Here is a 24,023-nt window from a genome sequence, read left to right as displayed (position 1 = left end):
TTTACTACATAATTTATCAAATGTCAAAGTTTTCAAAGAAATTAACTGCATTTTCATAAAAAATTTTATCAATTATGGCTTCTTGATAGTTTTTTTGCAGAAAAAGATTATAAATTTCATATAGATTTCTGTTATTTCTGATGTCATACGGCAAGATTCCGCCGTCAAAATCACTTCCGAGGCATACATAATCTTCTCCGCCGAGCGACAAAAAATGCTCTGTGTGCTTTAGAATATCATCAATGCAGGCTTTTTCGGGTTCGTTATTGAGAAACGCATTATGAAAATTAAGTCCTATAATTCCGCCGTTTTTAAATATGATTTTTGCCTGTTCGTCTGTAAGATTTCTTTTGTGCGCAGTAACCGCTCTTGCGTTTGAATGGGTGGCTATAAACGGCTTTGCAGCAATTTCACATACATCATAAAAAAGTTTATCGCTTGCGTGTGATACATCAATGACAATCCCTTGATTTTCAAGTTCACATACCGCTTTTTTGCCAAACTCCGTTATGCCTGTCGGGTGCTCTGCCATTGCGCCGTCGCCGATACAGTTTGTATCGTTCCAAGTAAGGGTTGCTGTTTTTATGTTGCTGTCGGCAAGGTATTTTATATATGAAATATCATTGTCGATTATTTTGCAGTTTTCAAGTGTAAACATTGCAAGTTTGTTTTTTGTTGAATTATTAATTTCTTTAAAAGAATCAACAAGATTTATATTGTTGATTTTACATTCTTTCGGAAGTGTAATTTTGGCTTTTTCAAACAGTGCTCTGCCCTGTTTTATGCTTAAATCATCGGGAATCCATACCGCAAAGCACTGCAAATATTTTTCAAAATCCACATCTGTCTGAACTTCATAGTCGGAACAGGAAAAGCCGTGGCTCATAGTCACGGCTTTGTAAAGTGTATCACAATGTAAATCAAATACTTTCATAAGAAGCTCCTTCAAAAGCATTTTCAATATAGTTGATGTCAATTACTTTGCCGCTTTCAGGATCGGTAAATACTTCGCTGACATCAAAGCGGAAATAAGCGTCAAGCTGTTTTTCGGCAATATACATTGCGGCGGTTTTTCTTATTCTTGAAATTTTCCTGCGGTCAACAGCCTCATACGGACGGGCAATAAAATTTGCCGCCCTTGTTTTTACTTCCGTAAATATAATATATTCGCCTTTTTGAGCAATTATATCAATCTCACCGCATTTTTGTCTGTAATTGCGTTCAAGAATTTTATAACCGTTTTTCTTTAGGTAACGCTCGGTAAATTTTTCGCCGATGTCGCCTTTCTGTTTTGTCGTAAATAACTTCATAATTATTTATACAGCTTTTTAAGAAAACTTTTGCGGTGGTACGGGCACGGACCGTATTTAAGAATAGCCTCTCTGTGTACCTTGGTTCCGTATCCTTTGTGTTTATCAAAACCGTACATGGGATATTCTTCGGCATACTTATATAAAAGTCTGTCCCTTGACACTTTTGCAAGGATAGATGCACAAGCAATCGACATAGATTTTGCATCACCTTTTACAATGCACTCGGCGTCAATGTCAATCGGCGGAATTTTATTTCCGTCAATCATTGCGTAGTCTGCCTTTATGTCAAGACCGTCAATTGCTCTGCGCATCGCAAGCATTGTTGCATTCAGTATATTGATTTCTTCGATTTCGTCAACCGTAGCGTAAGCTATTGAGTATGACAGCGCCTGTTCTCTTATAACATCAAACAAGGACTCACGCTTTTTCTCGCTTAATTTTTTTGAGTCGTTTACACCGTCAATAATTACGCCCTCGGGCAATATAACGGCGGCGGCGCAGACGGGACCTGCGAGAGGGCCTCTGCCTGCCTCATCAACTCCGCAAACCGATTTATAACCTTTTGCAAGCGCCTCTTTTTCAAATTCAAGCCAATCCATTGTTTCACCTTTTATCTTTCGGGCATTTCAAGAGTGATTCTGCCGAGTTTTCCGCTTCTGAATTCATCAAGAAGCATAATTGCGGCTCTCTCTGTATCTATTTCTCCTCCTGAAATGAGCATACCTCTTTTTTTGCCGATTACATTAAGCAATTCGTATGAATCGATTGCGTCAAGGTCAATATCCTCAAGTTTAAATCTTGCAATAAAATCAGCGGGTTTCAAGCTGCGCAAAAAGTCAAGAAGTCTTACGGCGAGAAGCTCCGTATCGAGAATTTGGTCTTTTACAGCACCTGTAAAAGCAAGTCTTTCGCCGACAATCTTATCGTCAAATTTAGGCCAAAGTACACCCGGAGTATCGAGCATTTCTATATTTTTAGCGATTGAATACCACTGATTGCCTCTTGTAACACCCGGTCTGTCCTCTACCTTTGCTCGATTCTGCTTTGCTACTCTGTTAATGAATGAAGATTTACCGACATTCGGGATACCTACAATCATAATTCTAAGCATCGGGTTTACCATACCCTTTGCCTTAAGTCTTTCTCTGCGTTCGGATAGCACATTGTTTACAGCAGGGGCAAATTTATTAAGTCCCTTACCGCTTTTGCAGTCAACCGCAATCGCTGTAATTCCCTGTGATGCATAGTAGTCTATCCATCTGCTTGTTGCGGTCTGATTAGCCATATCGCATTTATTCAAAAGCACAACCTTTGGTTTGTTCTGAATAAGCTTTTGTAAATCCGGATTTTTACTGCTTAAGGGTATTCTTGCGTCAAGAATTTCTGCCACTGCGTCTACAAGTTTTAAACTTGCCTGAATCTGTCTTTTGGTTTTGGTCATATGACCCGGAAACCACTGTATATTTTGCATTTCGCTCATTTTATTTTATCAATCCTTATAGTTGTTTATAAATCAGTAAAGATATTTGAAATGGTCAAACGGATAAATCACAAATTGTGCCTTGCCGAGTATCATCGATTTTGGAATAAGCTGAATACTGCCGCTTCTGCTGTCGAGTGATACGGAACGGTTATCACCCATTACGAACACATAGCCTTCGGGTATGGTGTCGGGAATATTCCAACCGACAGTCGGTCTTATTGTATCGGAGGCAACATATTCTTCGTCAAGTACAATTCCGTCAACTATAACTTTATTATTGTCATAGTCAATTTTTATTGTCTGTCCTTCGGTTGCGATAACTCGTTTTATAATGATTTTTCCGATTTGCTGGTCTGCGTCAACAGCCACAATATCTCCCACCTGCGGTGAGTAAAGAAAGTTTGTAAGTATCGCCCTGTCGCCGTCAAAAAGCGTGTCTTTCATAGATTCGCCGTCGATTGTGACATCTTTTATAAAAAATGTAAATACAACGCTTATAATTGCAAAAAGGAAAATAACCGTTTTGAAAATATCAAATATACAGTTAGGTAATTTTTCTTTGTTTATCTGTATTTTTGTTTTCGAGGTTTTGTTTTCAGATTTCATATATCCTCCAAAAAAATAAAAGCTTATTTCAATTATAAAACAGAAATAAGCTTTTATCAATAGGTCAAATAAAATTTTTAGTAAAGATATTTAAAGTCTGAAAACGGATAAACTACAAATTGAGCTTTTCCTATAACATTGTCTACGCTGATAAGACCGATTCTTGAGTCACGGCTGTCCATAGAAACTCCTCTGTTGTCGCCCATTACAAAAATCATACCGTCCGGAATAACCTCGGGGATTTCGTAATCTGCCTCAACATTACAGAATGTTGACACATCAAGATACGGTTCGTCAATTACAACACCGTCAACAAGGATTCTGTCGTTTTCATAATCAAGCTTAAGAGTCTGACCTGCGGTAGCAATAACACGCTTTACAATCGGTTCGGCGTACTCCTTACCGTGAGAAATTACTATGATGTCATTCGGCTTTGGAGTGTAATTAAAGTTGGTTACAATCAATTTATCACCGTTTTGCAGGGTTTCTACCATTGATGTACCTTTTACATCAACCAACCTGAAAAAGAAGTTAAGACAGAAAATAACTATTACAAGCGCAAATACAATTGATTTTACCCAATCGTAAAAGTTTGATGCGCCGCCGTCTGCCTTTGCCGCAACAAATTTGTTGCTCTTCTGCTTGTCTTTTTCGGGATTGCTGAAAGCAATGTAATCTCCGCTGTCCTCGACCTCGATATTCTGATTCTGTGTTTCGGCTGTTGTGTTTTCTACAACATTGTTTTCTGTTTCGTTAGTATTTGTTTTATTTTCGCTCAATTTATCCACCTGCTAACAATAAGTAAAGTAAAAAAGGGACTGTAAAAGTCCCTTTCCTTACATTTGAAATTACTTACGGATCTGCTCTTTAACCTTAGCAGCCTTACCAACTCTGTCACGGAGATAGTAGAGCTTGCTTCTGCGAACTTTACCATAACGAATTACCTGCACGTCCTTAACGTTCGGTGAATGGAGCGGGAACACTCTCTCAACACCTACGCCGTAAGCAACGCGTCTTACAGTAAATGTTTCAGCAACGCCACTGCCCTTTTTAGCAATAACTGTGCCCTCAAACATCTGAATTCTTTCTCTTTCGCCCTCACGGATGTTTACAGAAACCTTAACTGTGTCACCAACATTAAACTTTGGTGTGGTTTCCTTAACTGAACCGGCAGCAATAGCTTTTAATGCGTCCATTATAATTCCTCCTGTTTTTTCTGACATTCGTACCTTTTTAGTGCAGAGGAATGTCTGCTTCAAAATAACGGTTTTACCGCCATCTGAACCTCGTCATAGGTATGACGGTTTCAAATGCTTATATATATTACCACAAAAGAAAATAAATTGCAAGACTTTTTTCCGTTTATCGCAAATTATTTTGTTATTTTATCGAGCTTTTCAAGATAATTTCTGAAATATTCGGGCAGCTGCGATGTAAATTCAAGGTATTCGCCGCTCCTTGGATGAACAAAGCCGATTTTTCTTGCGTGCAGGCACTGACCTGTAAAATCAACTTTTTCGTTTTTAACTCCGTAAACCAAATCTCCCGATACAGGGTGACCGATGTACGCCATATGCACTCTTATCTGATGTGTTCGTCCCGTTTCAAGAATACATTTTATATGAGTGTAGCCCTTGTATCTTGCAATCACACGGTAATGTGTGACAGCGTGTTTGCTGTTTTTTTCGGTAACGCACATTTTTTTACGGTCATACTGACTTCTTCCTATCGGAGCATTCACCGTGCCCTCATCGTCTTTTAAATTGCCGTAAACAATTGCCTCGTATTCCCTTGTAAAAGAATGTTCCTTAATCTGCTCGGCAAGCGAAAAATGTGCAAAATCATTTTTTGCAACTATCAGAAGTCCGCTTGTATCTTTATCTATTCTGTGGACAATTCCGGGACGCATAACACCGTTTATGCCTGATAACGAATCTCCGCAATGATAAAGCAATGCGTTTACAAGTGTGCCGTCATAATTGCCTGCCGCCGGATGAACGACCATTCCTTTCGGCTTGTTTACAACAAGCAAATCGTTATCCTCGTAAATAATTTCCAAAGGAATGTTCTCGGGTTTTGCCTCATAAGGTACGGGATCGGGAATTTCGAGAGTAATTCTGTCGCCGCCTTTGAGCTTATAGTTTTTACCGACAGAATTTTCATTTACAAAAACTTTGCCCTGCTCAATAAGTTTGGCAGCCGCAGTTCTTGTGAGTGACGGTTCATTGTCGGCAATGTATTTGTCTATTCTTATGTTGCCGTTTTCGGCAACAAATTCAAGTTTTGTCATTTTTCAATTCCTTTTTACCGACTTCTGAAAAAAAGAGTACATAAACCATAAGCAAGACCGTACCGACCGTTATGCAGTAATCCGCAAAATTGCATACGGGCGGAAAGAATGAAAGACTGATGTAGTCAATAACATAGCCGTAAAAAATTCTGTCTATAAGATTGCCTATTCCGCCGCCGACAACAAGCGCAACAGAGGCATAAAAAAGTTTGCTCTTTGGTTTCTTTTTAAACATATAAATTAAGATTGCGGCAATAAGTGCAGTTGTAAGCACTACAAAAATCCATCTGTTGCCTGCAAAACTGCCGAAAGCCACACCGTTGTTTTCCACATAGGTAAAAGAAAGCAGATTGTCAATAACAGACACACTTCCTGTTTCTTTGAGATTTGTGCTGACAAAGAACTTTATAATTTGGTCTGCTATTGCCAAAACTATTCCGACCGCAACGGCTATATAAGGCATAAAATTCCCCCATAAAGCTAAATCGGTGCAGCAATACTGTTACACCGATTTAGTATTAAATTTAATTGATTATTTTAAAATGCTGCAGCAACGCTTGCAAAGATGCGGATGTTCGCTGTCTGTACCTACAGTTTCGCTGATAATCCAACAACGCTCGCACTTTTCGCCTATTGCTTTATCAACGGCAATCTCAAGCTCACCGTCATTTTCTGCGATTTCTACGGCAGATACGATGAATGCAGCCGCAAGTTCGGGTTCTGCTTTCTTAAGGAATTCAAGCTTTTCGCCGCTTGCCTTAAGAGTAACCTTAGCCTCAAGTGAGCTCTTGATAGTTTTATCTTTAATAAGAACTTCAAGTGACTTCTTTACATCGTCACGAAGCTGATGAATTTCGTCCCAGAATGACATAAAGTCGGCATCGGTTTCGATTTCAACCTGATTTGGCATCTCATTGAAAATAACATTTTCGGCATTCTCATTTGATGAATGAGGCATATATTTCCAAATTTCATCAGATGTATATGCAAGAATCGGGCTGATCATTCTTGTCATAGCGTTAAGAATGATATAGATTGCAGTCTGTGCAGCCTTTCTTGACTTGCTGTCGCTTTTTTCTGTATATAATCTGTCCTTGAGTACATCAAGATAGAAGTTAGACATATCAATTACGCAGAAGTTTCTGATTGAATGATATACCTGGTGGAATTCGTAGTTATCATAAGCCTGCTTAACCTTTGCAATAAGCTCGTTAAGTTTTACGATTGCCCACTTATCCATAGGCATAAGCTCATTTACAGGAACAGAATCTGTATCAGGGTTAAAGTCATAAACATTACCGAGAATATAACGGGCAGTATTTCTGATTTTTCTGTATGACTCTGAAATCTGCTTTAAAATTTCGTTAGAAATATGAACATCTGACTGATAGTCGGTTGATGAAACCCAAAGTCTTAACACATCAGCACCGTATTTTTCGGTAACATCCTGTGGACTGATACCGTTGCCGAGTGACTTACTCATCTTTCTCTTCTCTTCGTCAAGAATCATACCGTGAGTAAGAACTGCCTTATACGGAGCTACACCCTCTGTAGCAACTGATGTAAGGAGTGATGACTGGAACCAACCTCTGTACTGGTCGTTACCCTCAAGGTAAAGGTCAGCAGGGAACCGGAGGTTATCACGCTTGCTTACAATGGCTGCGTGTGAAGAACCGCTGTCAAACCAAACATCCATAATATCCTTTTCTTTTTCAAACTCTGTGCAGCCGCACTTTTTACACTTTGTGCCCTCAGGTAAAATTTCTGCAGCTGTATGGCTGTACCATGCGTTTGAGCCCTCTTTTTCAAACAAATCGGCAACAGCCATCATTGCGTCATTGTCTATATGAGCCTCGCCGCATTCTTTACAGAAGAAAATCGGAATAGGTACGCCCCATTTTCTCTGACGGGAAATACACCAGTCTTTTCTTTCCTTAACCATATTTGTAATTCTGTCATGACCCCAAGCAGGAATCCACTTAACGCTGTCGATTGCCTCGCAAGCTTTATCTTTGAAGTCCTCAACAGAACAGAACCACTGGTCGGTAGCTCTGAAAAGGATAGGAGTTTTACATCTCCAACAGTGCGGATACTGGTGAATAATCTTCTTTAATGCAAAGAGGTAACCGTTTTCATCAAGATAAACGGCAATCTTTTTGTTTGCCTCATCAGTTGTAAGACCCGCAAACTGACCTGCCTCTTCGGTAAGTACGCCGTTTGAGTCAACAGGGCAGATAGTAGGAATTTCAGGATAATTCTGGCAAACATTAAAGTCGTCAACACCGTGACCGGGAGCTGTGTGAACGCAGCCTGTACCGCTTTCGAGTGTTACATGATCACCGACAATAACAAGTGACTCTCTGTCAAGGAACGGATGTGCTGTCTTGATATACTCAAGGTCGCTGCCTTTAACTGTGGCAACTACTTCGTAATCTGTAATTTCGGCAGCCTCAAAAGCTGATTTATAAAGCTCTGTAGCCATAACAAGGTATTCGTCACCTGTTTTGATGATTGAATACTCATATCTCGGGCCAACGCAGATAGCTACATTCGCAGGCAATGTCCAAGTTGTTGTTGTCCAAATTACGAACTTAACTTTTGACGGGTCAAGACCGAGATTTGAGAACACACCCTTGTCATCTGTTACTGTAAATTTTACATAAATTGAATGGCACGGATCTTCCGCATACTCAATTTCAGCCTCGGCAAGAGCTGTTTTACATTCAGGGCACCAATAAACAGGCTTTAATCCCTTGTAAATATAACCCTTTGTAGCCATTTTTGCAAACACTCTGATCTGCTCTGCCTCAAATTCGTGCTTAAGTGTGATATAAGGGTTGTCCCACTCACCGATTACACCGAGTCTTTTGAACTGTGTACGCTGATCGTTAATGTATCCTGTAACAAATTCTTCGCACATTTTACGGAGCTCAACGATAGAAATTTCCGCAGAGTTACCGATACCTGCTTTTTTTCTTGCTTTAAGCTCTGTCGGAAGACCGTGAGTATCCCAACCCGGAACATAAGGAGCTTTAAAGCCTGCCATATTTTTATAGCGAACGATAAAGTCCTTTAAGATTTTGTTTAATGCGTGGCCGAGGTGAATATCGCCGTTTGCATATGGAGGACCGTCGTGGAGTACAAATAACGGTTTGCCCTCGTTTACCTCCATAAGCTTTTCATATACCTTATTATCTTCCCATGCCTTAAGAGTTACAGGCTCGCTCTTAGGAAGACCAGCTCTCATAGGAAAGTCGGTTTTTGGAAGATTAAGTGTAGAATTATAATCCTGAGACATTGGTTACACTCTCCATAATTTAAATTTCGATTTCCGATTAATTTCCGATTATAAAATTATTCGGCAGAAACATCATAGTTGTCGCCAAACTTTAAGTGACCGAACTTTGGTGCTTTTTTTTCTGTATTTTTTTCGTTTGCAGCAGCGTTTGTCGAAGAAAGAATTTCGTCTACAGTTTTGTCAGAAACGGCAGCGGTTTCGGCATCAGCCTTTTTTACTTCAACTGCAGCCGGCTTAGCAGGCTGTACTGTTTCCTGCGGCTTTTCCTCTATAACAGGTGCTGTCGGATACTTTTCGTTGAGTTCCTGCTTAGCTGCCTCTAATTCGGCAGTTGTAGGAAGGTCGTTAATCATCTGAATGTGCTTTTTGTAAAGCTCAATAAGCTCACCCTTAAGTTTTACAGCGTCTGACTGAAGAAGAAGGTAGTTTTCCTTCTCTGTTGCAGTCATTCTGTTTGTATCAACCAAAAGCTGCTGTGCCTTTGTTTCAGCCTCTCTTACAATCTTAGAAGCCTTTTCTTTAGCCTCTCTGATGCAAGCGTCAGATACTTTCTGTGATGCGAGAAGAGCGTTTCTGACTGTTTCTTCATCTGCACGATACTGTTCTACTCTTGTTGCGAGAACATCAATTTTATGTACAAGGTTAGTTTTCTCTTTCTTTAACTGTTCAAAAGCTACAATGACTTCATCAATAAATGCATCAACATCTTCTGCCATATAGCCCTGGCGGCCGGCTTTTCTGAAACTAACATTCTTAATTTCATCAATAGTAATCATTTAAAGCACTCCTATCTGAAATGTATTACTGAAATTTTATGGCGCCCTTTTTTGGTTACACCCAAAATTTTATCTAACTTAAATTTCCCTTTACCCCGTATTGTAAAGGTATCTCCCTCTTTAACCGTACAGCTTACATTTTGAGTTACCGCAAAGTTAAGAGTTGTTTCTCCCGATAAAATCAGTTTTGCCGTTTTATCCCTCGAAAGTCCGCTCACTGCGGCGACAATGTTGTCGTATCGGAGAGATGAAACCGTAAGACTCATTTCCTCTGTGCCTCTTCCTTGCGGAAGAGAATTAAGATTTGGTTGGACAATTTTTACTCCTGCTCCGCCTACTTTAAAAATCTGCGATTCGATGTAATCTTTAAGCTCGCTTTTTACAAATACAACGGTTCTTCCGTTATCTACCAGAATATCTCCTACCGTGTCACGCTCAATGCCGAGCGACATAAGCGTGCCGAGAAAATCTCTGTGTGTAAGTTTATCGCAAGGTCGGTATTTGAATTCTATTGCAGAAACAGGAAAGGCTGACCGCTCGGGTTCATCGTAAAACACCCCGAGCACCTTTCTTTCACTGCTCTCACTGCCGCCGAAGAATACATAATTTTCAAAGTATATACTCTGCAATACCTTTTGTGCAAGTGCCTGCTGACTCTCGGTTAAAAACTGTGAGAAAACAGGTTTTTGACGGGTAAAGCAAAGCGAAGTCATATCCTCGATTTTGGAGCAGAAAAGCTCATCGTTATCAGAAGTAAACACCGCTGTTTTCTAATTCGTCAAGTAAATCGTCGCCGGTAAGGTCTACATTATTAGGAATGATAATGTATGTATTTGAAGCAACCTTCTTAATCTTACCGTCGTTTGCATAAGCAACACCGCTTAAGAAGTCAAGAATTCTTCTTGCCATATCCTTGTTGGTGTCCTCAAGGTTAAGCACAACTGTGTGTGATTTGATAAGGTCGTCAGCGATTGTGCGTGTTTCCTCGCCAAATCTTTCAGGCTTATAAATACCGACCTGAATCTTAGCCTTAGCGTTAATATTAACAACTTTATTTTTTGAAGTAGGAGCTGCTGCTCTCTCTCTTACAGGCTGCTGTTCCTCAACCTCTTCTTCCTCGTTTTCGTCGGCATAACCGTACTCGTCATACTCCTGCTGATACTCGTCATCCGGAGCATCCCACATACGCTTGAATTTATCCACAAAACCTGCCATTATATTATTTCCTCCTTGAATTATTTACTGTAATCTCTGGCACCGAAAAGTGACGAACCTACTCTTACCATAGTCGCACCTTCGAGTATTGCCTCATAATAATCAGCAGACATACCCATTGACAGTATAGTCATACTTATATTATCTAATTTTTTTGACGATATGTCAATAAAGATATTACGCATATTATCAAAATATTTTGAAATTTTATGTGTATTATCACAAATTGGCGGTATAGACATAAGTCCTTTGACCGAAATTCCCTCCAAATCAGCTATCTGACACAACAATTCATCAAGCTGTTCGGGAACAACACCCGATTTATTTTCTTCTCTGCCTATATTTACTTCAACAAGAACGTCTGTTTTTTTGCCGATTTTTAAAGACTGTTTGGAAATTTCCGACGCAAGCTTTAAAGAATCAACCGACTGTATCAAATCTACTTTGTCAACAATCTGACGCACCTTGTTTGTCTGTAAATGACCTATAAACTGCAGGGATGCGTGTGCAAGGTCATACTTTTCGTATTTTGAAAGCAATTCCTGAACCTTGTTTTCACCGATGTGGTCAAGTCCCAAAGAGATTGCATAATTGATTACATCGGCGTCAACTGTTTTTGTTGCCGCAAGAAAAGTAATGTCTTCTCTTTTTCTGCCCGATTTTTCAGCTGCCTCGGCAATTCTTTCGTTAATAAGTTTGTAGTTGTATTCTACATCACTTAATGACCTTTCCGTCATACAAATCGTCCCCTTCCGTTATAATCTGATCATACAGCGAAATGGTTTCGCCGCTGAACAATGTACCGTCTGTAGGTGACGAATCGCATAAAACGTAATCGTTACCCGCATAAACGATAGAAATTTCTTTAAATTGCACTTCACTGCCGTAAAGAACATAAACACCCTGAACCTTTTTGCTTTCTTTATGTTCATTGCCTTTATCGTCGTATGTGGTCTTTTCTACATAGTCATCGTGAATTGCTTTCTTGCTGACACGAAGTCCCGAGTAACTTCCCATACCGATTTCCACAGGCTCCTGACGGATTTCGGAAAGTGTAGTGTCCATATATGTACACTGTAAAATCACAAGTGCTTTATCTGAGTTATTGTACTGAACAATTTTATAAATCGAGGCAGGTACCGTATTTGATGATGCGTCGGAAAAATCCACCGTAACATCGTCACCCCACAATGTAAGGTCTGTTGCCTCGTCAGCGGTAATTTCGCAAGCAATGTACCAGTTAAGACTGCTGATAACCTTGCCGATTGTATTATCAGGCACACTTGATTTTTTCATATTTTTAAGATTGTCAAGTGTGAGATTACCGATTTTAGAATAATCAAAGCAGTTTTCATAGCCGTCGCAGTTAGCAACAAAATAACCCGCTTTCGGAGCTTTAATGTCCGCAATGCTGTCACCCGATGATTTTTTGAGTTCATTTATTTGTGACTGCAAAGATGCAATTTCGGGTTTAAAACTTGAGGTCTTTCCTGTAAATGACTGGTAGTGATTTACAGAATTGATTATTGAATTGATATTTGAATCAAGTTTGCCGATGTTTGCATTATTTATGTTATACAAAAATGTTTCGATATTTGTTGTGATGTCATTGTTTACGGTTTCAATTCCCTCTGTATTTGAGCGTCTTGTCTGCTCAAGTTTTGTAAGCGCCTTCATACTGTCTTCGAGAGATGCGGCTTTTGTGCGGGCAACTGCGTCTTCTTCCGAAGAAAAAACGCTTGCTACACTGCCGCCCTTTTTAACCTCGTCGCCGTCATCTACATTGTAAGAAACAACTCCGCCCGAAGTGTTTTTGACGTAGGTTTCATCACGAATAATGTAACCGTTTGAATAAATTTTGTCTGTTACCGTTACCTGCTCTGCGTTTTCGGTAGGAACTACATTGAAATTAGCACTCAGTAAGAGGTAAACAACATAAATAATTGCAAGTGCGGTAAGACCTGCAACCAAAATTCTTCTGAACAACAGCTTGTCCATATATCACAGTCCTTTGTCAATTATTGTTTCGGCATATTTTAAAATATCTTCAAATCCGTTGAATTTATCAACCAATATCCAATTTATATCTTTATCACGATTAAACCAAGTAAGTTGACGCTTGGCGTATCGTCTTGTTTCTCTTTTTAAAATTTCCGTACATTCGTCAAGTGAGCGTTCACCCGAAAAATACGGAATAAGCTCTTTATATCCTATTGCCATTTTTGAAGTGGAGCTTAAATCGTTTGAGAGCACCTGCTTTGCTTCGTCGACAAGACCTTTTTCAAGCATTATGTCAACTCTTAGATTGATTCTGTCGTAAAGTTTTTGCCTGTCCTCAAATTTAAGACCGATTTTTATCGGATTGTACGGTGAGCCTTTCAGTTTTGAATTTCTGTTGTGCTCGCTGATTGTTATGCCGGAGGTTTTATAGAACTCAATCGCTCTTATAATTCGCTTTACATTGCGCTGTTCTTTGAGATTTTCTGCTGATTCACTGTCAAATTCAGCAAGCATATCAAGCAGATAATCAACTCCGTTTTGCTCGTAAAGAGCTAAAAGCTCGTTAGAAATTTCTTCGTTCCTTTCCTGCTTTTCAAAAGAAATACCGTTTAAAAGCGAGTCAACATAAAGTCCCGTTCCGCCTGCTATAATCGGCATTTTCCCCCGTGACACAATATCTTCTATACAAGAAGCTGCTTCACTTACAAAATCGGCAACGGAATAAGTTTTGTCGCTTGGAAGAAAGTCTGTTAACCAATGCGGTATGCCCTGCTTTTCCTGTTCATCGGGCTTAGCGGTAGCTATGTTCATTCCTTTGTATATCTGCATTGAATCGGCGGAAATAATCTCTCCGTTATATTTCTTTGCAAGCTCAACCGCAAGCGCCGTTTTGCCTGATGCCGTAGGGCCTACAACAGAAATAAGTTTGATAGGATAATTCAAAAAATCACAACCTGCCAAATTGTTTTTCAATTTCGTACTTTGTCATAACTATGCAGATCGGTCTGCCATGCGGGCAATACTTTATCTGCGGATTTTTTTCTAAAGTCCAGGCAATATCCATCAGCTCCTGAACTGTACTTTTATTGCCTGCTTTTATTGCGGAACGACACGAAACATTGTGATAGAACCAATCCATTTTTTCGGTGTAAATATCTTTCTTTCCGCTTGCAATGTATCCGCTCATTTCTGTTATGCAGTCGGCAATTTCGGTTGCAGCAAGGTACTGCGGAGCAGAACGCACAAGCAGTGTGCCGTTGCCGAAGTCCTCTACATCAAATGAACACTTTGCAAACATATCAAGATTGCTTACAGCCGCATCATAGTCGATTTTATCAAGCGTAACTGTAATCGGTGTGAGCAGATATTGAACATTTGCTGAACCCGAATCCGCTTTCAACTTTTCATAAATTATTCTTTCGTGCGCCGCATGTTTGTCGATTATTAAAACTTCGTTATCGTTCTTTTCAACGATTATATATGTATTAAATGCCTCACCCAAAAATCTGAGTTTTGTCTGCTCCTTTGGCAGTTCGGTAAGTGCATCGTTATTATCTGTTTTATTTTCAGAAATTTCTTTTAAAGGCTTAACTTCTTCTTTTGAAACTTCTGTTTCTATAGGAGTTTCCGTGCTTTCGGCAGTTAAATCGTCAACAGTGATTTCTTGTTTCGTTAAACTTTCTTCCTGTTGAGTTGCTTTTAAAATTAACTGCTCGGCTTTTTCAAGTTTTTGCTTGGAAAATTCAGCTTTCTTGTTTTCAAGTTCTGAAATTCTTTTAATTGCCTGCTTTGAATAAATATCAAACGGGTTTGACGAATCGGACATTTTTAAGTTGTCAATAGATACAGACTTTGGTTTTTCGTCTTTTAAATCAAGTTCGTCAAACGGATTGTACGGTTTAGGTTCGGAATTTTTTAATACAGGCTCAATCCGTTCAATCGGTTTTATGGGCTTTTCCGCAGGTGTATTTTCGGCTTTTGCAAAAACTGCCTGCGCATTGTTAAACGGATTTACCTTTTTAATTTCATTAAAAGCGGTGTTTTCTTTAAAATGAACCTGTTTTCTTTCATCGCCTTGCTGTAAGGCTGTTTTTACCGCATGGTAAATTGCATCAAAAACAGGTCTTTCGTTTATAAAACGGACTTCGATTTTTGCAGGATGAACATTGACATCTATAATTTCATACGGTACGGTAAGCTGTAATACAGCGGACGGAAATTTACCGACCATTATCGAACCTTTGTAAGCCTCTTCAAGTGCCGCCATACCTGTTCGTGTTTTTACAAATCTTCCGTTTATAAAGAAGTTCTGCATATTTCGGTTCGGTCTTGAATTAATCGGCTTTGAAATATAACCCTTTACGGTAACGGAATCGAGTGTGTAATCTACGGGAATAAGTCCCTTTGCAAAGTCTTTGCCGAATACGGAATAGATTGCCGACAAAAGTTTGCCGTCGCCGAAAGTGCGCAAAACCTGCTTGCCGTCCCTGATAAAAGTAAAGGCAACTTCGGGGTGCGAGAGTACGATTTTATCCATAAGAGCAGAAACCGCATTGCCCTCCGCAACATCTTTTTTAAGGAACTTTGAGCGTGCGGGAATGTTGTAGAACAAATCTCTGATTACAAAGGTTGTGCCTGTTGGGCAACCCGCTTCCTCAAGCGAGATTTCATCTCCGCCCTCTATCTCATAGCAGCTGCCGATTTCTTCATTCTCGTTCTTGGTAATAACCTGTAACCTCGAAACTGCGCTGATAGATGCAAGCGCCTCTCCTCTGAAACCGAGGGTAGAAATCGTATCAAGGTCATTTGCTGTTTTCACCTTACTTGTTGCATGGCGCAGAAACGCTTTTTTAATGTCATCTCTGTAAATTCCGCATCCGTCGTCGGCAACACGCATAAAGGTTGTACCGCCGTTTTTGATTTCTACGGTTATGTTCTTCGCACCTGCGTCAATGGAATTTTCTACAAGTTCTTTTATAACGGACGACGGTCTTTCAACTACTTCGCCTGCCGCAATAAGTTCCGCTATATGTTTGTCAAGTACATTAATTACACCCATTTTCTCACCTGCCTTTATGTCTTTATACCATTATATCATACCTTTGAGTTCGTAAAGCAGATTAATAGCTTCTATAGGAGTTAAGGTATTTAAATCAACTTCCGAAAGTCGCTCTACAACGGCATTATCATTTGATATAAGCGACATCTGCATATCTTCACTTTTCTCTTTAATTACCGTCGGCGCATTTGAGCCTGACTCAAGCTCTTTTAAAATCTCTTTCGCACGATTAATAATTGAGTTTGGAAGACCCGCAAGTTTTGCAACTTCAATACCGAAGCTGTCATCTGCGCCGCCCGGTATAATTCTGCGTAAAAATGTAATATCGTCACCACGCTTTTTAACGGCAATGCTGTAGTTTTTTACACCGTCAAGCAAATCCTGCATTACCGTAAGTTCGTGATAGTGAGTGGCGAACAATGTTTTTGCACCGAGTTTTTTGCGGTCGGCACAGTATTCGAGCACTGCTCTTGCAATGCTCATACCGTCAAAGGTTGATGTGCCTCTGCCGATTTCATCAAGAATTAACAAACTCTTTGAAGTTGCTGATTTAACAATGTTGGCTACTTCGCTCATCTCAACCATAAAAGTTGATTGACCCGAAGCAAGGTCATCGGAAGCGCCTACTCTTGTGAAAATACTGTCAACTACACCGATTGTTGCGCTTGACGCAGGCACAAAACTGCCCATTTGCGCCATAAGAACAATGAGTGCAACCTGTCGCATATAGGTAGATTTACCTGCCATATTTGGGCCTGTAATTATTGCCACTCTCTCGCCTGCACTGTCAAGGTAAACATCATTAGGAACAAACGGAGTGTCATTAAGCAGAGCCTCTACAACAGGATGTCGGCTGTCTTTTAATCTGATAACGGTTGAAAGGTTCACATCAGGTCGCACATACCTATTGTCTGCCGCAACATTTGCGAGAGAAACAAGCACATCAAGCACTGCAATTGCCTTAGCCGTTCTCTGTATTCTCTCAAGGTTATTTGCAACCGTTTTTCTTACTTCGTCAAACAAGGTATATTCCATAGCAACAGAACGGTCTTTTGCGCCTAAAATTCTGCCCTCAATATCCTTTAAATCCTGTGTGATATAGCGTTCGCAATTTGTTAAAGTCTGCTTTCTTATGTAGGTTTCGGGTACAAGGTCTTTGTATGAATTGGTTACCTCAATATAGTAACCGAACACTTTATTGTAGCCGACCCTTAATTTCGGAATACCTGTCTTTTCCCTTTGCTCCGCTTCAATTCTTGCAAGTATGCCTTTAGAATCGTTCATATCGGTAAGCAAAATATCAAGGTCGGGGTTGTATCCTTTTTTAATCATTCCGCCCTCACGCACAGAGAATGGCGGTTCTTCGACTATGGCGGAATCTATCAGATTATAAATATCTTCAAGCAGGTCAATTTCTTTATATACCTTTTTAAGATATTTGGCACTGCAGTCAGCAATCAATTCCGAAAGCTGCGGTAATTTTTGCAGAGCTGCCGCAAGCGAACGGAGCTCCCTGCCGTTTGCCGAGCCGTAAACAATTCTTGTCATAAGTCGCTCAATATCAAAAATACCGCTCAATGCGTCCATAATATCAAGCCTTAGCATATTGTTGTTTACAAGTTCTTCAACCGCCGACTGTCGATTGTTGATAGCCGATACATTGAGCAGAGGATGCTCAAGCCACGAACGAATAAGTCGCTTTCCCATTGCGGTTTTGGTTTTGTCAAGCACCCACAAAAGCGAACCTCGCTTTTCTTTATTGAGCATTGTTGCGGTAAGCTCAAGATTACGCTGTGTGTTGTAATCAAGGTTCATATACTGCTTGTCGCTGTAAAGCTCAATTTTATTTATGCGTTCAAGTCCGTTTTTCTGGGTTTCTTTCAAATAATTTATAAGTGCGCCGATAGCGTTTATAAGCACCTGCGAATCGGCAATACACTGCATTTCTTCCCTAAACTGCATATTTACCGTATCGGTGCAAAGTTTATTGTCAAAACTCTCATCCCGGAGCATTTCAACTCCGGCTGAAAGTTTCGATTTTATAAATGCAGGCAAAGACTTGATTTTAACAATATCTCCGCCTATTAAAATTTCTCTCGGATTATAGCTTGCAAGCTGACTTGTAAGAGAATTTACCGAATCACTGCCCGATATTTCGGTTGCGTAAAGCTCGCCTGTTGAAATATCGCAAAAGCAGAGTCCGATTTTTTTGCTGTCAGAAAACATACAGCAAATGTAGTTGTTTCTGCCCTCGTCAAGCATACTCGACTCCATTACAGTACCGGGTGTGATAACTCTTATAATATCACGCTTTACAAGTCCTTTTGCCGTGGCAGGGTCTTCGGTCTGTTCACAGATTGCAACCTTGTAGCCTTTGGCGACAAGTCTTGCAATATATCCCTCACAGCTATGAAAGGGTACACCGCACATCGGTGCCCGTTCAGCCTGGCCGCAATCTCTGCCTGTGAGTGTAAGCTCAAGCTCCTTTGACGCAATTTTGGCGTCATCGTAAAACATCTCGTAGAAATCTCCCAGACGGAAGAAAAGAATACTGTCTTTATTCTGCTCTTTAATTTTAAAATACTGTTTCATCATAGGAGATAACTCTGCCAATGTTTTCACACCCTTTCAAGGAAAATCTATCAGCCGCAACCGCCGCAAGTGCTGCAGCTTCCGGAGCATGATGATGTCGAGTAATCGGCTGTTTCAGGGTCTGCGCCCTCTGCCGACTGCTGAACAATGGCAAGAACTCTGTTTGCAACCATATCAAAAGCGTCTTTTGCCTCGTTGTAAGCAATCATATTCTTGTTTGACATAATCTTAGAGTAGTCCTCTCTCATCTGGCTGTTAAGGAGTGCGAGCTTGTCGCTGTCTTTATCTTTTTTAGATGCCTCGTTGTTGATAGACATTCTCTTCATATTAAAATCGCCGATAAGGTTCTGAAGATCCATATCTGCGTCAGCGTCTGCCTGTGCTTTTTGAAGAGCAATATACGACTCTTCCTGCTGAATAAGTTTGCCAAGCTCTCTTGCCTTTTCAATAATATCCATAATTTTATCCTTTCCTTACACAAGTTCGCCTTTGAGTATCCAATTTCTCGCCTGTGTAATCTTAACATTCTGAAATGTGCCTATAAGGCTCTTATCGCCTTTAAGCTCCACTATTATATTGCCACTTGTTCTGCCGTTTAATTCACCGTTTTTGCCTGTTTCCGATTCAATAAGTACCTTTTCGGTGTTATTAACCATAGACGCACATCTTTTTGCTGCGATTTCTTCCTGAACATCAAGCAGTTCTCTGAACCATTTTGATTTTTCCTCTGCGGAAATCGGGTCATCCATCTTAGCGGCAGGTGTGCCCACTCTCGGTGAATAAATGAAAGTGAACAAAGATGTAAATTCCACTTCACGAATAAGTGAAAGTGTTTCTTTGAAATCCTCATAGGTTTCACCCGGGAAACCTACTATAATATCGCTTGTGAGCGATACTCCGTCAATTTTTTCTTTGGCATAATTTACAATATCAAGGTATTTTTTTCTGTCATAATGCCTGTTCATCGCTTTTAAAATTCTGTCCGAACCGCTCTGGAAAGGCAAATGCAGATGTTTACTGATATGTGTGCCGTTAGCAATTGTATCAATAAGTTCTTTTGAACAATCCTTTGGATGCGATGTCATAAATCTAAGCCAATAGTCGCCGTCAATAGAATCAATTTCGTGCAAAAGCTGAGCGAAAGTAGGCTTATCGGCAAGAGTTTTGCCGTAAGAGTTTACATTCTGACCAAGCAAAGTAATATCTTTGTAGCCTGCTGAAATCATCTGCCTTGCTTCATCAAGGATAAGCGACTTTTCACGACTGCGTTCTCTGCCTCTTACATAAGGCACAATGCAGTATGTGCAGAAATTGTTGCAGCCGTACATAATTGAAAGCCAGCCCTTGAAAGTGCCGTCACGCTTGACAGGTATTCCCTCGTAAACCTTTTTGTCATCATTGTCACGCTCATATACACGCTTGCCGTCTGCAAGTGTATGATACAAAAGCTGTGGAAAACGGTGCAGAGAATGAGTACCGAAAACAAGACTTACAAACGGAAAGCTCTTATACATCTTGTTTGCGATATGCTCCTGCTCCATCATACAGCCGCACAAAGCAATGACAATCTGCGGATGTTTTCTCTTTAAAGACTTTAACGCACCGACATTTCCAAAAACTCTGTCCTCGGCGTGTTCTCTGATTGCGCAGGTATTAAAAAGAATAAAATCGGCGTCGTCCACGGTTTCGGAAAATTCAAAGCCCGCTATTTCAAGCATACCTTTAATTCTCTCACTGTCAGCAACATTCTGCTGACAGCCGTAGGTGCGTATATAAGCCACAGGCTTATCGCCACGCTTTCTATCCTGCATAATCTGAGAAATCAATCTCATATATTCAAACTGTTGGTCTGAAATAACATCAGAGGTAACATTACCAAGTATTGTGTTTTCAGGCAAAACAATGCACTCCTAATCCATTTTATTAACTAAAATATTGTATCACAAATTACGGCAATTTTCAATATTTTTCTTAAGTTTTTAATATTTATACAAGTATTATACAGATTTGTACCAATTGCCGTTGTATTCGGGAGTGGTGCCGACGATTATGTTTTGTGCTATTTCAAAATCGGTGGAAAATGTCATATTGCCCGAGTAGTCAAGAGATGTTGTCATAATTTTTGATGTAAGAATAAGACGGATATGGTGAATTGTCTGATTAATTCCCGCCGATTCAAAGGTGCTTACGATTTCAGAGGAAAAACTCCCCGTAAGGTTAAACGATACATTTACCATCGGCCCGTAGTTTGAAAGCACGGTAATATCAGTGAAAGAACCGAGCGGTATGTCGATATCTACATCGTATATTTTTGCAATTTCCTGCTGTACGCTTAGCATTATATCCGCCTTAAGCTCATTGATTTTAAACGAATCGGTTGTTATTGCCTGTACTTTGCCGTCTTTGGAATATTGTATTTTTGCTAAATCGTCATAGTTATAATTAAAACTTCTTATACTGCTGTTTACAGCCTCGCAAACAGAGTTTACGGAGATAATTTCCGCCTGTATTCTGATGTATTCGCATTTAAATTCCGCAAGCTGTTGTTCACAGAAAACTATAATTAAAACGAACACTAAAACTATCGACAAAAGAACACATTTAAGCCTTTTAAATTTTATCTTCTTTCTCTTGTAAAAAAGCAAAAAAACACCCCTCGATATTCTATACGAGAGGTGTAAATTTTGTTAATATTATTCTTCCGAAGAATTACAATTGCTGCCGCAACCCTCGCAGTCAGCCGGGTCACACTCTTCGCCGTCAAAGATGTCAGAGAAGTCAAACTCAAGAAGCTCACCGCAGTTAGGGCACTCAATTTCGCCCTCAAGGAGAACATCCTCGGATACATTAAGCTTTTGACCGCATGAATCGCAAGTCACTTCATAAAAAACATCGTCTTCGTTTTCTTCGTCATCTTCATCGTCATCATAGTCAAAGTCATCATCTTCGCCGTAAAGCTCAGTTTCAGCCTCTGCAAGATCCTGGTCAATCTCATCAACCTGAGCCGAAAGCTCATCATAGAGGTCTTCCATATCTGTTACAGAATATGACATATCGTCAAGAAGATCGATAATTGCGTTCATAACCTTAACTTCCGGTTTTGATTCATCAAGGTTTAAACCTTCGCAAAGTCCACGAATATAAGCAATTTTTTCTGTTAAATTCATAATAATTCCTCCGCAAAGCGATTAAGCTCTGCCCATATACTCACCGGTTCTTGTATCGATCTGGATTGTTTCGCCCTCGTCAATAAAGAGAGGAACCTTAATCTCAGCACCTGTTTCAAGAGTAGCAGGCTTTGTAGCGTTGGTAGCTGTATCACCCTTAAAGCCGGGATCGGTCTTTGTAACCTTAAGCTCTACAAAGTTAGGCGGCTCTACACCGAATACGCTGCCCTTGTAAGAAAGAACCTTACAAACCATATTCTCTTTAACGAACTTGAAGTTGTCGCCGAGAACGCTCTTGTTAATCGGGATCTGCTCCCATGTTTCTGTATCCATAAAGTAATAAAGATCACCGTCTGAATAGCTGTACTCCATATCCTTTCTGTCAATAAATGCAGTAGGATATTTATCGTTAGGGTTAAAAGTCTTTTCAACAACCGCACCTGTAATAACATTTCTGATTTTTGTTCTTACGAAAGCGGCACCCTTACCTGGCTTTACATGCTGGAATTCGATGATTGATACAACCTGACCATCCATTTCAAATGTAACGCCGTTTCTGAAATCACCTGCTGATATCATAAGTAATACCTCCTAAAATATACATAATTACAGCAAAATAATCCTTGCCATTATGTGTCATATGCTATTATACATAAAAAATAAACAAATTGCAAGCATTTTAAAGAATTATTAGTTCTTTTGGCAAAGATACAAAGTTATTATATCCTTTTTCGGTGACATAAAGCATATCTTCAATTCTTACGCCGAACTTCTTTGGCAGGTAAATTCCGGGTTCGTCGGTAATTACCATACCCTCTTCAAGGATTATTTCTCCCCTCGGAGAAACATTTGGCAGCTCGTGAATTTCAAGTCCTACGCCGTGACCCGTTGAATGACCGAAACACTCTCCGTAGCCTGCCTCTGTTATAATATCTCTTGCAATTTTATCAATTTCAGAGCAAGTTTTGCCTGCCTTTACTTCATCTAACACGGCAAGTTGAGCCTTTAATACAATATTGTAAATCTCTCTTTGCTCATCTGTAGCAAAATTAACCGCAACGGTTCTTGTCGTGTCGGAGTGATAGCCGTCATATACAGCCCCGAAATCCATAGTAAACAAATCTCCCGATTTAACAACATCGTCACTCGGTACGCCGTGTGGCAACGAAGTTTTACTGCCTGTGATTGTTATTAAATCAAAAGAAACTCTTTCCGCACCGTACTGCTTCATCAGATATTCAAATTCAACTGCGATTTTTCGCTCGCTGACGCCGGGTTTGATGTAATTTAAAACTTCATTATATGCCTTTTCGGCAATCTGTTGAGCCTTTAAAATTTTGTCAAACTCCGATTTATCTTTAATAATTCTGATGTTTGAAACAGCCTTATCAAGCGCACTGTCACAGTAAAATTCAATTCCCTTTTCGGCAAAATGCTCTTTGTACAAATCATTTTCCGCAACGGTAAATGTATCTGCCTCTGCAACAATTTTTGTGACACATTCTTTTTTAAGAATTTCGCTTATATCCGCAATCAGCTTTTTAAAGCAGATTACTTCACAGCCGACTGCGAATTTCTGTGCCGCCTCAAAGTATCTGAAATCCACAAGCAAATATGCTTTGTCGCTTGTCAGTAAAAATACACCCTCGCTGTGATGAAAGCCGCTGAAATATCCGACATTGATTTCATTTTTTATTAAAACTGCGGTGTCAGGGGATTTTATAAAAGCTCTTAACTTTTCTGTTCTCAAGCTGTTCATTACTTCATCAAGTCCTTTAAAGCTGTAATTGCAAGGAAGTAGCTGTTTTTGCCAAAGCCTGCAATCTGACCTGCGCATACAGGTGCAATTACAGATGTGTGTCTGAATTCTTCCCTTGCGTGGATATTTGACATATGCACCTCGACAAACGGAATCTTTACACAAGCAATAGCATCTCTTAATGCATAGCTATAATGTGTAAGAGCGCCCGCATTTATTACCGCACCGTCAAAGTTTTCTCTTGCGGCATGAATTTTATCAATAAGGTCACCCTCGTGATTTGACTGATAAATCTCAACAGAAAAGCCCTGCTCATTTGCAAATGCCTTAATCTGCTCGGAAATGCTTTGAGCGGTTTCCTCTCCGTAAATGCCTTTTTCTCTTACTCCTACCATATTAAGGTTAGGCCCTAAAATAACAAGAATTTTTTTCATCTTTATTCACCAAATTTCCTGATAAAATGAC

The 24,023-nt window shown here is 39.9% G+C and carries 25 protein-coding genes; all 25 read right to left on the bottom strand.

All coding sequences use genetic code 11. The features are described 5' to 3' along the window. Positions 1 to 16: 16 nt before the first annotated feature. Positions 17 to 934, bottom strand: a complete 918-nt coding sequence (locus tag AAAY30_RS03295; RefSeq protein ID WP_195410236.1) for a dipeptidase — start codon at positions 932 to 934, stop codon at positions 17 to 19. After that, the gene (locus tag AAAY30_RS03290) at positions 921 to 1,310 is read right to left on the bottom strand and encodes a YraN family protein (RefSeq protein WP_499215628.1); all 390 of its coding nucleotides are present in this window, start codon (positions 1,308 to 1,310) and stop codon (positions 921 to 923) included. The genes AAAY30_RS03295 and AAAY30_RS03290 overlap by 14 nt, the downstream gene beginning before the upstream one ends. A gap of 2 nt (positions 1,311 to 1,312) precedes the next feature. After that, positions 1,313 to 1,912 carry a ribonuclease HII gene (gene rnhB / locus AAAY30_RS03285; protein ID WP_022234930.1) on the bottom strand — a complete coding sequence of 200 codons (600 nt, stop codon included), beginning with the start codon at positions 1,910 to 1,912 and terminating at the stop codon, positions 1,313 to 1,315. Positions 1,913 to 1,923: 11 nt separating this feature from the next. Next, the gene (gene ylqF, locus AAAY30_RS03280; RefSeq protein ID WP_022234929.1) at positions 1,924 to 2,793 is read right to left on the bottom strand and encodes a ribosome biogenesis GTPase YlqF; all 870 of its coding nucleotides are present in this window, start codon (positions 2,791 to 2,793) and stop codon (positions 1,924 to 1,926) included. A 33-nt stretch (positions 2,794 to 2,826) separates the two neighbouring features. Beyond that, a complete protein-coding gene (gene lepB, locus AAAY30_RS03275; RefSeq protein WP_337785868.1) occupies positions 2,827 to 3,402 on the bottom strand; it encodes a signal peptidase I in 576 nt (191 codons plus the stop codon). 77 nt (positions 3,403 to 3,479) lie between these two features. Next, a complete protein-coding gene (gene lepB, locus AAAY30_RS03270; protein WP_195410238.1) occupies positions 3,480 to 4,181 on the bottom strand; it encodes a signal peptidase I in 702 nt (233 codons plus the stop codon). A 69-nt stretch (positions 4,182 to 4,250) separates the two neighbouring features. Continuing rightward, a complete protein-coding gene (gene rplS, locus AAAY30_RS03265) occupies positions 4,251 to 4,598 on the bottom strand; it encodes a 50S ribosomal protein L19 (protein ID WP_022234926.1) in 348 nt (115 codons plus the stop codon). A gap of 176 nt (positions 4,599 to 4,774) precedes the next feature. Beyond that, positions 4,775 to 5,692 carry an RluA family pseudouridine synthase gene (locus AAAY30_RS03260; RefSeq protein ID WP_186934787.1) on the bottom strand — a complete coding sequence of 306 codons (918 nt, stop codon included), beginning with the start codon at positions 5,690 to 5,692 and terminating at the stop codon, positions 4,775 to 4,777. Beyond that, positions 5,679 to 6,155: a signal peptidase II gene (gene lspA, locus AAAY30_RS03255; RefSeq protein WP_294666032.1), complete on the bottom strand. Its 477-nt coding sequence runs from the start codon at positions 6,153 to 6,155 to the stop codon at positions 5,679 to 5,681. The genes AAAY30_RS03260 and lspA overlap by 14 nt, the downstream gene beginning before the upstream one ends. A gap of 69 nt (positions 6,156 to 6,224) precedes the next feature. Beyond that, entirely contained in the window at positions 6,225 to 8,990 is a 2,766-nt protein-coding gene (ileS, locus tag AAAY30_RS03250; protein ID WP_412122238.1) for an isoleucine--tRNA ligase, read from the bottom strand. Between the two features lie 56 nt (positions 8,991 to 9,046). Beyond that, positions 9,047 to 9,766, bottom strand: a complete 720-nt coding sequence (locus AAAY30_RS03245; RefSeq protein WP_301965148.1) for a DivIVA domain-containing protein — start codon at positions 9,764 to 9,766, stop codon at positions 9,047 to 9,049. Positions 9,767 to 9,777: 11 nt separating this feature from the next. After that, entirely contained in the window at positions 9,778 to 10,527 is a 750-nt protein-coding gene (locus AAAY30_RS03240) for a YlmH family RNA-binding protein (protein ID WP_294657749.1), read from the bottom strand. After that, positions 10,514 to 10,981, bottom strand: coding sequence for a cell division protein SepF (locus AAAY30_RS03235; protein ID WP_022234920.1), 468 nt, complete (start codon positions 10,979 to 10,981; stop codon positions 10,514 to 10,516). The genes AAAY30_RS03240 and AAAY30_RS03235 overlap by 14 nt, the downstream gene beginning before the upstream one ends. Positions 10,982 to 11,001: 20 nt before the next feature. Next, entirely contained in the window at positions 11,002 to 11,718 is a 717-nt protein-coding gene (locus AAAY30_RS03230; protein ID WP_186934792.1) for a YggS family pyridoxal phosphate-dependent enzyme, read from the bottom strand. Continuing rightward, on the bottom strand, positions 11,696 to 12,979 hold the full coding sequence (locus AAAY30_RS03225; RefSeq protein ID WP_249376824.1) for a biotin/lipoyl attachment domain-containing protein: 1,284 nt from the start codon (positions 12,977 to 12,979) through the stop codon (positions 11,696 to 11,698). Before AAAY30_RS03225 ends, AAAY30_RS03230 begins: the two co-directional genes overlap by 23 nt. A 3-nt stretch (positions 12,980 to 12,982) precedes the next feature. Then, positions 12,983 to 13,924 (bottom strand): tRNA (adenosine(37)-N6)-dimethylallyltransferase MiaA, encoded by a 942-nt coding sequence (gene miaA, locus AAAY30_RS03220; RefSeq protein WP_337781743.1) that lies wholly within the window; start codon positions 13,922 to 13,924, stop codon positions 12,983 to 12,985. Positions 13,925 to 13,928: 4 nt separating this feature from the next. After that, positions 13,929 to 16,040 (bottom strand): DNA mismatch repair endonuclease MutL, encoded by a 2,112-nt coding sequence (mutL, locus tag AAAY30_RS03215; RefSeq protein WP_499215627.1) that lies wholly within the window; start codon positions 16,038 to 16,040, stop codon positions 13,929 to 13,931. A 30-nt stretch (positions 16,041 to 16,070) separates the two neighbouring features. Beyond that, positions 16,071 to 18,653 (bottom strand): DNA mismatch repair protein MutS, encoded by a 2,583-nt coding sequence (gene mutS, locus AAAY30_RS03210; protein WP_499215626.1) that lies wholly within the window; start codon positions 18,651 to 18,653, stop codon positions 16,071 to 16,073. 29 nt (positions 18,654 to 18,682) lie between these two features. Then, a complete protein-coding gene (locus tag AAAY30_RS03205) occupies positions 18,683 to 19,090 on the bottom strand; it encodes a YlbF/YmcA family competence regulator (RefSeq protein ID WP_022234914.1) in 408 nt (135 codons plus the stop codon). Positions 19,091 to 19,105: 15 nt separating this feature from the next. After that, positions 19,106 to 20,530, bottom strand: a complete 1,425-nt coding sequence (gene miaB / locus AAAY30_RS03200; protein WP_022234913.1) for a tRNA (N6-isopentenyl adenosine(37)-C2)-methylthiotransferase MiaB — start codon at positions 20,528 to 20,530, stop codon at positions 19,106 to 19,108. A 99-nt stretch (positions 20,531 to 20,629) separates the two neighbouring features. Then, entirely contained in the window at positions 20,630 to 21,277 is a 648-nt protein-coding gene (yunB, locus tag AAAY30_RS03195) for a sporulation protein YunB (RefSeq protein WP_022234912.1), read from the bottom strand. Positions 21,278 to 21,325: 48 nt separating this feature from the next. Next, positions 21,326 to 21,799 carry a CD1247 N-terminal domain-containing protein gene (locus tag AAAY30_RS03190; protein ID WP_294657734.1) on the bottom strand — a complete coding sequence of 158 codons (474 nt, stop codon included), beginning with the start codon at positions 21,797 to 21,799 and terminating at the stop codon, positions 21,326 to 21,328. 21 nt (positions 21,800 to 21,820) lie between these two features. Beyond that, positions 21,821 to 22,378 (bottom strand): elongation factor P, encoded by a 558-nt coding sequence (gene efp, locus AAAY30_RS03185; RefSeq protein WP_117704547.1) that lies wholly within the window; start codon positions 22,376 to 22,378, stop codon positions 21,821 to 21,823. Between the two features lie 100 nt (positions 22,379 to 22,478). Then, entirely contained in the window at positions 22,479 to 23,558 is a 1,080-nt protein-coding gene (locus AAAY30_RS03180) for an aminopeptidase P family protein (RefSeq protein ID WP_296153365.1), read from the bottom strand. Then, positions 23,558 to 23,992, bottom strand: a complete 435-nt coding sequence (gene aroQ, locus AAAY30_RS03175; RefSeq protein ID WP_252559723.1) for a type II 3-dehydroquinate dehydratase — start codon at positions 23,990 to 23,992, stop codon at positions 23,558 to 23,560. The genes AAAY30_RS03180 and aroQ overlap by 1 nt, the downstream gene beginning before the upstream one ends. Positions 23,993 to 24,023: the final 31 nt, after the last annotated feature.

The organism is Ruminococcoides bili, assembly GCF_040093295.1.
GTDB classification, from domain to species: Bacteria; Bacillota; Clostridia; order Oscillospirales; family Acutalibacteraceae; genus Ruminococcoides; species Ruminococcoides intestinale_A.
This window is presented reverse-complemented; position numbering and strand designations above follow the sequence as displayed.

What these genes read in the sequence shown, in the direction of transcription:
- AAAY30_RS03295 (WP_195410236.1), bottom strand. Translation starts at nt 934, where the DNA reads ATGAAAGTATTTGATTTACATTGTGATACACTTTACAAAGCCGTGACT.
- AAAY30_RS03290 (WP_499215628.1), bottom strand. Translation starts at nt 1,310, where the DNA reads ATGAAGTTATTTACGACAAAACAGAAAGGCGACATCGGCGAAAAATTT.
- rnhB (WP_022234930.1), bottom strand. Translation starts at nt 1,912, where the DNA reads ATGGATTGGCTTGAATTTGAAAAAGAGGCGCTTGCAAAAGGTTATAAA.
- ylqF (WP_022234929.1), bottom strand. Translation starts at nt 2,793, where the DNA reads ATGAGCGAAATGCAAAATATACAGTGGTTTCCGGGTCATATGACCAAA.
- lepB (WP_337785868.1), bottom strand. Translation starts at nt 3,402, where the DNA reads ATGAAATCTGAAAACAAAACCTCGAAAACAAAAATACAGATAAACAAA.
- rplS (WP_022234926.1), bottom strand. Translation starts at nt 4,598, where the DNA reads ATGGACGCATTAAAAGCTATTGCTGCCGGTTCAGTTAAGGAAACCACA.
- AAAY30_RS03260 (WP_186934787.1), bottom strand. Translation starts at nt 5,692, where the DNA reads ATGACAAAACTTGAATTTGTTGCCGAAAACGGCAACATAAGAATAGAC.
- lspA (WP_294666032.1), bottom strand. Translation starts at nt 6,155, where the DNA reads ATGCCTTATATAGCCGTTGCGGTCGGAATAGTTTTGGCAATAGCAGAC.
- ileS (WP_412122238.1), bottom strand. Translation starts at nt 8,990, where the DNA reads ATGTCTCAGGATTATAATTCTACACTTAATCTTCCAAAAACCGACTTT.
- AAAY30_RS03245 (WP_301965148.1), bottom strand. Translation starts at nt 9,766, where the DNA reads ATGATTACTATTGATGAAATTAAGAATGTTAGTTTCAGAAAAGCCGGC.
- AAAY30_RS03235 (WP_022234920.1), bottom strand. Translation starts at nt 10,981, where the DNA reads ATGGCAGGTTTTGTGGATAAATTCAAGCGTATGTGGGATGCTCCGGAT.
- AAAY30_RS03230 (WP_186934792.1), bottom strand. Translation starts at nt 11,718, where the DNA reads ATGACGGAAAGGTCATTAAGTGATGTAGAATACAACTACAAACTTATT.
- AAAY30_RS03225 (WP_249376824.1), bottom strand. Translation starts at nt 12,979, where the DNA reads ATGGACAAGCTGTTGTTCAGAAGAATTTTGGTTGCAGGTCTTACCGCA.
- mutL (WP_499215627.1), bottom strand. Translation starts at nt 16,040, where the DNA reads ATGGGTGTAATTAATGTACTTGACAAACATATAGCGGAACTTATTGCG.
- AAAY30_RS03205 (WP_022234914.1), bottom strand. Translation starts at nt 19,090, where the DNA reads ATGGATATTATTGAAAAGGCAAGAGAGCTTGGCAAACTTATTCAGCAG.
- AAAY30_RS03190 (WP_294657734.1), bottom strand. Translation starts at nt 21,799, where the DNA reads ATGAATTTAACAGAAAAAATTGCTTATATTCGTGGACTTTGCGAAGGT.
- efp (WP_117704547.1), bottom strand. Translation starts at nt 22,378, where the DNA reads ATGATATCAGCAGGTGATTTCAGAAACGGCGTTACATTTGAAATGGAT.
- AAAY30_RS03180 (WP_296153365.1), bottom strand. Translation starts at nt 23,558, where the DNA reads ATGAACAGCTTGAGAACAGAAAAGTTAAGAGCTTTTATAAAATCCCCT.
- aroQ (WP_252559723.1), bottom strand. Translation starts at nt 23,992, where the DNA reads ATGAAAAAAATTCTTGTTATTTTAGGGCCTAACCTTAATATGGTAGGA.